Origin of the sequence: Novipirellula sp., assembly GCF_041583735.1 — a bacterium.
GTDB lineage: Bacteria > Planctomycetota > Planctomycetia > Pirellulales > Pirellulaceae > Novipirellula.
In genome coordinates, this window is sequence record NZ_JBFHFD010000275.1 from 1 (window position 1) to 10,537 (window position 10,537).

The 10,537-nt window shown below is 56.6% G+C and carries 7 protein-coding genes and 1 pseudogene; 2 read left to right on the forward strand and 6 right to left on the reverse strand.

Features of this window, described 5'->3' with window-relative positions:
* Window positions 1–238 (reverse strand): annotated as a pseudogene (locus ABX962_RS19380) (8-amino-7-oxononanoate synthase); the annotation flags it as partial.
* A gap of 139 nt (window positions 239–377) precedes the next feature.
* Between ABX962_RS19380 and ABX962_RS19385 the strand changes: the two are divergent.
* Window positions 378–1,619: an NAD(P)/FAD-dependent oxidoreductase gene (locus ABX962_RS19385; RefSeq protein WP_372721677.1), complete on the forward strand. Its 1,242-nt coding sequence runs from the start codon at window positions 378–380 to the stop codon at window positions 1,617–1,619.
* An 83-nt stretch (window positions 1,620–1,702) separates the two neighbouring features.
* On the opposite strand, the gene nth is transcribed toward ABX962_RS19385, so the two are convergent.
* On the reverse strand, window positions 1,703–2,374 hold the full coding sequence (gene nth / locus ABX962_RS19390; RefSeq protein WP_372721678.1) for an endonuclease III: 672 nt from the start codon (window positions 2,372–2,374) through the stop codon (window positions 1,703–1,705).
* A 95-nt stretch (window positions 2,375–2,469) separates the two neighbouring features.
* On the opposite strand from nth, the gene ABX962_RS19395 reads away from it, so the two are divergent.
* On the forward strand, window positions 2,470–3,738 hold the full coding sequence (locus tag ABX962_RS19395; protein ID WP_372721679.1) for an MFS transporter: 1,269 nt from the start codon (window positions 2,470–2,472) through the stop codon (window positions 3,736–3,738).
* Here ABX962_RS19395 and ABX962_RS19400 read toward each other — a convergent pair.
* The 4 genes from ABX962_RS19400 to ABX962_RS19415 all read right to left on the reverse strand — a co-directional run bounded on the left by ABX962_RS19400 (window position 3,735) and on the right by ABX962_RS19415 (window position 10,400).
* Window positions 3,735–5,261, reverse strand: a complete 1,527-nt coding sequence (locus ABX962_RS19400; RefSeq protein ID WP_372721680.1) for an ammonium transporter — start codon at window positions 5,259–5,261, stop codon at window positions 3,735–3,737. The genes ABX962_RS19395 and ABX962_RS19400 overlap by 4 nt on opposite strands.
* A 232-nt stretch (window positions 5,262–5,493) precedes the next feature.
* The gene (gene lepA / locus ABX962_RS19405; protein WP_372721681.1) at window positions 5,494–7,293 is read right to left on the reverse strand and encodes a translation elongation factor 4; all 1,800 of its coding nucleotides are present in this window, start codon (window positions 7,291–7,293) and stop codon (window positions 5,494–5,496) included.
* Between the two features lie 79 nt (window positions 7,294–7,372).
* On the reverse strand, window positions 7,373–8,422 hold the full coding sequence (locus tag ABX962_RS19410; protein WP_372721682.1) for an ROK family protein: 1,050 nt from the start codon (window positions 8,420–8,422) through the stop codon (window positions 7,373–7,375).
* A 346-nt stretch (window positions 8,423–8,768) separates the two neighbouring features.
* Window positions 8,769–10,400, reverse strand: a complete 1,632-nt coding sequence (locus ABX962_RS19415) for a sulfatase (RefSeq protein WP_372721683.1) — start codon at window positions 10,398–10,400, stop codon at window positions 8,769–8,771.
* Window positions 10,401–10,537: the final 137 nt, after the last annotated feature.

The following is a 10,537-nucleotide window of genomic DNA, read 5'->3' on the forward strand; positions in this document are numbered from 1 at the left end:
GCGGGGTCCAGCCACACACCAACGCACTGGCGGTGCTGCCACTCTCGCGGGGAAGCGACGCAGTCGCCAACCCGGATGTCGCCAAGCCGAGATAGTCGTTGCTTCCGAAATTGATCAGCCGACGATTCGAGGCATCCACGAATGTGACGCCCTCAGGTTGGCGAGCCGCCAGGGTTCGCAGTCGATGCTGCGAACTCAGTTCGGCAAGCCGGTCAGCGAGATAATCAAACGAAGGCATGACAAACGCAGTAAGAAGGAGTGGGCGTCGTAGGAATGTTTAGGCAAGGTTATGATAAGCCCGACGGGTCGACAAGCCAGACGAGGCACGCGGCTTCGTTGCCCCTCTCCCATCCATTTTTCGCTCACACGAATCCCTCATGCAAATCGTCGTCATCGGTGCCGGAGCCGCTGGAATGGTCGCGGCCGCAGAAGCGGCAAAACGCGGTGCCAACGTCATCCTGCTGGAAAAAAACATCAAGACGGGCGTCAAAATCCTGATGTCCGGGGGGACTCGATGCAATGTCACTCACGACACCGACGCACGCGGAATTTTGCCCGGGTTTGGGCATGCGTCTCGCTTTCTGCAGCCGACGATCGGAGCGTTTCCGCCATCGGAAGTCGTGCGTATGTTTGCCGATTTGGGGGTCGCCACCAAGGTCGAAAGCACCGGAAAAGTATTCCCGCAAAGCGATCGTGCGATCGAAGTACGCGACGCACTGCAGCGGCAAGCAGTCGAGTCCGGTGTGCAAATCATCCGCCAACAATCGGTCCAGCGTCTGACCCGCGGCGACGCACAATGGCAGATTGAAACCGATGACGAGACCTATACTGCGGATCGAGTGATCGTGACCGCCGGAGGCCGAAGTTGGCCTGGCTGTGGGACCACGGGCGATGGCTACGGCTGGCTCGAACAACTCGGGCATTCGATCGTCGACACCCGCCCGGCACTTGTGCCGCTGACCGGCGGCTTCGAGTGGACCAAGGCATTATCGGGGATCACGCTGGAGGACTGCATCGTGACGGCAGAAAACCAAACCTCGGAAGCGAAGAAGTCAAAACAGTCTATGAGCCGGCGTTCGTCATGGTTGTTCACCCACTTTGGTTTCTCGGGACCTGCGGCGATGGACGTCAGCCGGATTGTCACGCTGACTGAAAAACTGGCTCGTGTTCGCGTCCAACTCGATATGGCTCCCGATGTACCGGCCGAAGCGATCGAAGCGACACTGTGCGATACCGCCGGCGGAGCCGGACGCCGCCGACTTTCCAATGTACTGAGCCAATGGGTGCCAAGCCGGCTGGCCACGGCCGTGGCCAATGAAATGTGTGGTGACCCGACGATTGCTGAATTGACGAAGGCGGGTCGCCGAGCGACGGTGACCGGTATCAAACAATTGGCGTTGCCGATCACGGGGACTCGCGGGTTCAGCAAAGCCGAAGTAACCGCAGGCGGAGTCAACCTGAAAGAAGTGAATCCGCGAACGATGGAAAGCCGAGTCGTCAAGGGACTCTACATCGCGGGCGAAGTGCTGGACGTCGATGGTTGGATCGGCGGCTATAATTTCCAGGCCGCATTCAGCACTGGAAGAGCGGCGGGAATCGCGGCAGCGACGGTGGAGTGAGTACGGCGAAAGTCTTGACGAGGTCCGTGAAGGTTCCGAAAGTCTTGGCGACTTTCGCTACGGGGATTTGACGACTTCCGCTACTACGGTTTGTTCCAGACGACGGCTTTTTTGCGGTTGGGATACAACTCGACACACAACCCGCACTTGGTGCCGTCACAACTACGAGCGGTGCAATGCTCGCGGCCGTAGTAGATGATTTGCAGATGCAGGTCATTCCACGACGATTCGGGAAACAGCTTTTTTAAGTCGCGTTCAGTATCGACCACATTCTTTCCGCTGGAGAGCCCCCATCGCTGAGCGAGTCGATGGATGTGGGTATCAACGGGGAACGCGGGAACCCCGAACGCTTGCGCCATCACGACCGAGGCGGTTTTATGTCCCACCCCAGGTAGTGCTTCGAGCTCGGCGAACGTTTGCGGCACCTCGCCTTGATGCCGCTCGAGCAACAACTGCGACAGTTTATAGATGCTTTTGGACTTATTGGTCGACAATCCGATCGGACGAATCAACCGCAAAATTTCTTCTTGCCCCAACTCTACCATGGCCTGAGGCGTGCCAGCGGCAGCGAACAACTCGGGCGTCACTTCGTTGACCTTCTTGTCGGTGCACTGCGCACTCAGCAAGACCGCGATCAACAGTGTGAACTCATCGGTGTGGTCCAGCGGAATGGGGGGATTCGGGTACAACTGACTGAGTCGCTGACGGACGTGGTCGGCTCGTTCCTGTTTCTTCACTTTTTCGTTATCCTGCATTGGCGAGCCCGATTGGACTCGCTCGTAAATTTCGTTTTGCTGTCTTTTGAGGGAACTTCTACCATCTCTGGCCCCCCGCGTCGAGGAATTACTTGATGGATCGAGATGACCGCGGCCGGAACAAGGTCAAGTTGTTGGCCGGAACTTTTGCCGCCCGTACTCTGACCTCCTCGTCGGCTTGGGCCCCCTTACAAAACCCGCTGTATCGCGCGTTTTGGTTCGCATCGTTGGCGTCGAATCTTGGCACCTGGATTCACGAAGTGGGTGCGGGATGGTTGATGGCCAGTTTGGACCCCTCGCCGGAAATGGTCGCCGCCGTGCGAACCGTGATGGCGGCCCCGATTATTTTCTTAGCTATTCCCGTTGGCGTTTTGGGCGACCGCATCGACCGGCGGCGAATGCTGATCGGCACGCAATTTGTCCTCTGTGCCTGCACCGCGACGTTGGCGTCACTAACGTTTAGCGACATGATCACGGCCAAGTTGCTGCTGGTGTTCACGTTTGTGATTGGCTTGGGCATGGTCGTGCACGTCCCGATTTGGCAAGCATCGATCCCGGAATTGGTGCCTAAGAACCAGCTCGCTCGCGCGGTGGCGTTGGGCAGCATCAGCTTCAATCTCGCGCGTGCGGTCGGCCCTGCTTTGGGCGGCATCTTGATCGCGATGGCCGGTGTGTGGACCGCGTTTGCGATCAATGCATTGTCGTTTGCCGGAGTGTTGACCGTTTTACTGTCATGGAAACGAGTACGCCGAGAATCCTCACGCGGGCTATCGTTTCGTTTGTCGATGTATCAAGGCCTTCGCTATGTGGCCAAAACCGTGGCAATGCGGCACACGATTCTCGGCGTGGTGTTGTTTGTGTTGCCCGGCAGTGCGTTGTGGTCGCTGTTGCCATTGGTGGCGAAACAACATCTCGGTTGGGGCGCCAGCGGGTTTGGTTTCCTGGTGGGCTGCGTCGGTATCGGAGCGGTATTTGCCGCTTGGACGCTGCCACATTTCCAGCGTCGTCGTGGCGCCGACCAAACAATTGCCATCGCGATGGTGGGGTTTGCAATCGGCTTGGCCACGCTCGCCAATAACACGGGAACCGTTGTGGTGTGCGCGGCCACTTTGTTGATGGGTGCAACGTGGATGATGACATTGACGACGCTGAATTCCACGGCTCAGATGACACTTCCCGCTCGGATGCGAGCCCGCGGCATGGGATGTTACTTAACGGCGATGGCGTTTTCGATGACTACCGGATCGATTCTGTGGGGTCAACTCGCCGAAGCCACCTCGATCACGACCGCACAAACGACCGCAGCCGCGATCTTGGCGATCACGGCTGCAGTGAGTTTGATGTTTCGCGTTGGCGATACCTAAGCGAACGTGTAACCTTCTTCGCCATGGTCGGTGATATCCAGCCCCCGTTGCTCGCTCTCGGCGTGAACGCGAAGTCCAATCACGGCGTCGATCAATTTCAGCAAGATCAGACTGCCGATACCTGCGAACGCATAGGTTACCAAGATGGCAACAATTTGGCCGATCAACAAACTAGGATCGCCACTTTCGATCAGTCCTAGCTTGCTTTCGCCGGCAATATTCCAACAAGCTCGCGTGGCGAAAATGCCAGTCAGTAATGCTCCGAGCGTGCCGCCGACACCATGGACTCCAAACGCGTCAAGCGCGTCATCGTATCGCAACGCGTGCTTCAGCTTGCTACAAGCAAAGTAGCAAACGATTCCTGCCAGAGCCCCCATCAGCAGCGCGGGCATTGGCTGAACAAAGCCTGCGGCGGGCGTAATGCAAACCAATCCAGCAACCGCGCCGCTGCTCGCGCCCAGCACGGTCGGTTTCTTCAAGATGCACCATTCGGTCAACACCCACGCCAATGCACCGGCAGCGGCGGAAAAGTGAGTGACGGCAAACGCACTGCTGGTCAAATCATCGGACAACAATTCGCTGCCTGCGTTGAAACCGAACCAGCCGACCCACAGCATCGCTGCGCCCAGCGCGGTGAAGGTAAGATTGTGGGGCTGGATCGGTTCTCGCAGATAACCCATGCGAGGTCCGATCAAAATAGCGGCGACCAATGCTGAAATCCCACTACTGATGTGAACCACCGTGCCTCCGGCAAAGTCCAATGCTCCGCCCGCAAACGCGTGCTCGGAACCATACGCCAAGATGCCACCGTCCCAAACCCAGTGGCACAGTGGGCAATAAATTAGCAATCCCCACAGCACCGAGAAGACCGCCATCGCGCTGAACTTCATTCGCTCGGCGAACGCACCGCAGATCAGCGCCGGAGTGATGATAAAGAACATGCCTTGAAACAGCATGTGGGTGAGCATCGGAATCTGAATATCATCGCTGTACATCGGTGTGACCGGACCTCCGACTGCATCGCTCCAATATCGCTGCACCCCGTTCATGAACAGATAGTCAAAGTTGCCGATCCAAGCACCGGATCCGCCGAAGGATAACGAGTATCCGACCACAGCCCACAGCACGGTCATCATGCCCATCAGAAAGATGCACTGCATCAAAACGCTGAGCACATTTTTGCGGCGAACCAGACCACCATAGAACATGGCCAAACCGGGTGCGGTCATAAATAACACCAACGCACAACTGGTCAACATCCAAGCGTTGTGCCCGGCCAGAGCAGCGGCGGCGATTTTTTCTTCCAACTCGGCCGTGGTTGCGGAGGCCGCATCGGCTGCTCGTCCATCCAGCGCGACCGGAACGCTGCCGGAAACCGATCCTGAACTATCCGAAACAGCCTGGTCTGCAACAACAACTGCGGCCACCGCGGCGTCATCGTCTTGCGCCACAGCGATCGAACTAGGCTGGGCGGCGAAAGACAGCAACGCCAAAAAAACCCCGATAAGTAATGTCTGCTTCACCGTAATTATCCTCTAGAAGTGCTTACCACCGTAACAACGCCCCGCGCACGGGAAATCTTGATCGCGTTGAATCCAGGCCGCCTTTGTTCCCATCCGAGAATGGGACACCTGTCCTAACGTGATGAAACGTTGCCAATTGGAACGCGATGCCTCCGCCGGCACCTAAAATTGAACATTAAGGATAATGCGAGTGAGCGTCCGCTAGAAGCGTAGGGAAATGCCCCCCGGGGATTTAGCCCCCTTCGGAATCACTCAGCACGGCCATGAACGCTTTTTGGCTAATCTCGACGTTGCCAATCGCCTTCATCCGTTTTTTGCCCTCTTTTTGCTTCTGCAGCAATTTACGTTTTCGCGTAATATCACCGCCGTAACATTTCGCCGTTACGTTTTTTCGCATCGCAGGAACGGTCTCGCGAGCGATCACGCGGCTTCCAATTGCCGCTTGCACCGCGACTTCGAACATGTGGCGTTCGATTTCAGCTTTCAATTTCTTGGCCACCGCTCGACCGCGACGATCCGCGTCAGCGCGGTGACACACGACGCTAAGTGCGTCGACCCGGTTGCCGTTGACCATGATGTCCATCCGGCAAAGATCCGCAGGCTCGTAGCCGACCATCTCGTAATCGAGCGTGCCGTAGCCTTTGGTACAGCTTTTAATTTTGTCATGCAAATCGTAAACGACTTCGGCAAGCGGGATATCGTAAGTCAACATCGCGCGCTGGGCACCAAGGTACTCTTGCGACTTTTGGATCCCGCGGCGTTCTTGGCAAAGCTTCATGACCGCGCCGATGAAATCATTCGGCACAATCACGCTGCAGCGAACGATCGGTTGGCGAAATTCTTCGATGTCACCAGGATCGGGCACATCTTGCGGTTTATGGATCGTCAGCGTTTCACCCCGCTTGTTGACGACTTCATACGTGACGTTCGGTGCGGTTTGCACCAGATCGACATCCGATTCGTTCTCCAACCGCTGCTGAACAATTTCCATGTGCAGCAGCCCCAGGAAGCCACAGCGGAACCCGAACCCAAGGGCTTCACTGGTTTCCGGTTCAAATTCGAAGCTTGGATCATTGATCGAGAGCCGTTCGAGTGCATCACGCAGCTCGGTAAAATCTTGACCATCGCTGGGGAACAATCCGCAATAAACCATCCGTTTTGGCCGCGAATACCCAGGCAGTGGTTCGACCAATTCTTTACCCGGCGGCCCAACGGTATCGCCGATATGCACGTCGCCGAGACTTTTGATATTACAAATCAGATACCCTACCTGACCGGCTTTTAATTCCTCACACGATTCACGTGCCGGTGCAAAGCGTCCCAGCTCGATCACATCGTGAGTCGAACCGGCACGCAGAAATCGAATTTTTTGTCCTTTGCGAACCGTGCCGTTCATCACGCGGATATAGGTGATCGCACCACGAAAATCGTCATAGCTGGAATCGAAGACCATCGCTTGTAGCGGAGCCTCGGGACTACCGGTCGGTGCCGGAATTTGCTCGATGATCGCGTCGAGTAATTCATCGACGCCAACCCCAGTCTTTGCACTGACGCGAACACATTCGTCTGGATCGGTGCCCAACGAGTTCATCATTTCTTCGGCCACTTCGTCGGGCCGAGCGTGCATCAGGTCAATCTTGTTGATCACGGGAATGATCTTCAAATCGTGCTCCATCGCGGCGTAAGCGTTGGCCACCGTTTGCGCCTCGACCCCTTGAAAAGCATCGACCAACAACAGCACGCCTTCGCAACACGCCAACGACCGCGAGACTTCGTAGTGAAAGTCGACGTGACCGGGAGTATCGATCAAGTTCAATTCGTAATCTTTGCCGCCGCGTTTGAATCGCATCGTGACAGCACGCGCCTTGATCGTGATCCCACGTTGACGCTCGAGCGCCAAGTCATCAAGCAGCTGCGATTTCATTTCACGCAGCGTCACGGTGCCGGTGTGTTCGAGCAATCGATCGGCCAACGTGCTCTTGCCGTGGTCAATGTGGGCGATAATGCAAAAGTTACGGATGTGGGCTGACATATTGGTTCTTTGGCCGTTCTCGGCCGAGGTACTAAACGGGTTTGAACGAGAAAGACTCGAGAAATCGGCTTAACGAAGCCTATTTTTTGACGCCGTGATCTTTGTTGAATTGACGTCGGGCGTAACCAGCGACTCCCAGATATCCGGCGTCGCCGCCAAGCGTGGCGTACGTAATTGTCGTTCCCTCGAACACATTCTCGAAGGTGCGAACACGGAATTCCTCTGAGATTTTGGACAAAAACCGTTTGCCGATACAGCAATTTGCCCCGCCAAAGTTCATGGCGCCCCCGAGCACCACAGAGCCAGGATCAAGGGTGTGGATCAAGGTCGTTAACCCGATACCCAACCAGCGAGCGGTTTCATCGACAATTTCCAGCGCCAGCAAATCCCCGTCTTTGGCAGCTTCGTAAACACGTTTGGCGGTCAATTCGCTGTCGCCGCCGCCGAGCAGTCCGCTGAGCGAACTCTTGGCCCCGTCGGTCAACCGTTGCCGAGTCCGCTGGACCACCGCACTGGCCGACGCATAAGCTTCCAGTTGACCGCGTCCCCCGCCCCACACACATAACTGTGCAGTGGGAGACGGATCGACGATGATGTGCCCGCATTCGCTGCCGAAACTGTTCGTGCCATTGACCAATTCACCCTCGATAATAATCCCGCCTCCGACCCCGGTACCGAGCGTCAAAAGCAGCATCGATTGGTCGTTTCGCCCACTGCCAAGCCAAAATTCGCCGTAGGCAGCCGCATTGGCGTCGTTCAAGAACGAAACAGGCCGCTCGAGCATCTTTGCGATCGAATCGCGGATCGGAAAGTCCCACCAACTCGGTAGCTGAGGCGGCGCGACAAGGTAGCCGGTGGAAAGATCCATCGGTCCGGGAGCCCCCAATCCAACTCGACGCACTTTGTCCGAGATGCCAAGTTGGCCCTCGATGTCTTGAATGACCGCCGCAATTCGCTGCGTTGCCGCAGTGGGGCCTTCGGATTCTCGAGTTGGCAGTCGCTCGAAAGCCAATGTGTGCCCCTCGTCGTCAACCAAACCAATCTTGATCGAGGTGCCACCGATATCGATGCCCCAAAAAAAGGGAGCCGAGGCTTCAGAGATCGGGGTAATGTTCGGGGTATCAGACATAGGACGATCGCGTGATGGTTAGAATTCGCAGTTCGCAAGGCAGTATAAGAAGGGGGACAAATTGCCACAACGGACAACTTACCCTAGCCACCCACGCGTCACCTGGTATCGACTAGCAGATCCCGACGTGCGGACAAGCAGAGCGGATCTCATCGACGTCCTCATCCGCCGTGCGAGCGGCGGGTGTCAATCAAGATGCCCATCACAGTGGTGAGCTGTGCGCCGTAAGGCACCGGGTAATTCCAGCTACACCACCCCTCCGGTAGGGCATGTGCAGCAATGCGGCCGGTGAGGGCTGGTGAAACCAAGAGTGCCCGATCAATTTCGAACACCGCGTGTCGACTGGCTATTTCTTTTTGTTCTTTACGTATGGCTTGGTGAATTCCGCGGACTCGAAAATCACGTTATCGGACACCCGTGGATCGCCTGTCCGTTTTAGCTCGGACATCAACCGCGACTCGAGCTGACTGCGGACCGATTGCGAGGCGGGATCGTCGACGAGATTCTTCATGCAGTGCGGATCTTTCTGAACATCGTACAGTTCAACACGTGGACGCCGAGCGAAGGCAAAATCAAACGATCGGGGATCCGAATCACGATGCGTCACAATCCAAGCTTTGGTGGGACTGCCATCCATATCTCGAAAACCGACCATCGTGTTTTCTCGCGATGCGGCAAAGTTTGGCATCGGTGTAACAGGTTCGCCGTAACCCGGCCCCGATCCCATCGGCCATCGCTGGGGCGCAAAGTTAATGATCAACAAATGTTGATCGGTGCGAATCGCCCGTTGCGGATACGGCGTAAAATCAGGCTGTGCCGCGGCAACGTGCCGTTCACGTCCGGTAAAGACGACGTCGCGATTTGCATCGACGCTGCCTGACTTGCTACTGGTGAGCACCGGGATCAACGATTTCGCGGTCATCGTCTCGGGAATCGAAACGCCTGCGGCCTCTAAAAACGTTGGAGCCAGATCGGGCAGCGAGACAAAATCATCGACCACGCGGCCTTGCTTTTTCATCCCAGCGGGCCAGCGAATCGCCAGCGGAACGTGGGTGCCAAAATCGTATAAATTGCACTTGCCTCGCGTGACACCGGGGAAACCATGATCCCCGCTGACCACCAGGATCGTGTTGTCGTAAACGCCCAACCGCTTCAGTTCATCGATGATCACGCCCAACCCCGCGTCAAACGCTTGTATCTCGCCAAAGTAGTCGGCAAAGTCTTCGCGAACGAGCGGAACATCGGGCAGGTACGGCGGGATCTTGCCGGCAAAGTCGTCGGGGTTAATCCCCCACAGTTTCTTGCCGCTTCCAGCAACCCATTTGCGATGACAGTTGGTGGGGCCAAAGAAGTAGCAAAACGGCTTTTCGCCATCGACGCTCTGGTCCCCATTTTGATCGAGGAACGAGAGTAAATTGCCGCGAACTTCGTCCAACAACTCGGCTTTTCGAGCCTCTGGATCGTTCCCCTTCATCGCATTTTGCGAAAAACCATTGAACTTGCGGCCCGCACGATTGAATCCGCGAGCGGCACCTCCATGCGGCGCATCGGCCGGCGTTCCGGGGCTCCAGACTTTGTACGTGTGACCGATCCGGTAACCGGCCGATTCCAACAGCAGCGGGTACGAGGGGATCTCGAAATCCCACTCGGCACCCTGCAGGATCGACGCCGAACCACATCGCCAAAAATGTTGGCCTGATAACAACGAACTGCGACACGGCGTACACGATGGCGCACTGACAAACGCGCGAGTGAACAACACTCCCTGCTCGGCCACCGAATCAAAATGAGGTGTCGCTACGAGATCATCCAAGCCGCCCGGGTTCAGCTTGCCATACGCACTGGCGTGACACCCCCAATCATCGGCAAACGCCATCACGATGTTGGGGCGATCTGCGGCCTGGCTCCGAGACGGGATGCCCAGTGACGGGATCACGCTGAACAGAGCGAGCGATAAATAAGAAAGCAGTCGTTTCATCGTCAACGAAACCTGTGGGAGTGAGCTAGGGAACAACACCGCGAAAAATGAGGGAGAAGTTCTTTGGCGGTGCGGCGCGAGCCGCCCGGTAAATTTCGAACGTCTAACTCGCTGCAACCGGGCGGCTTGCGCCGCAC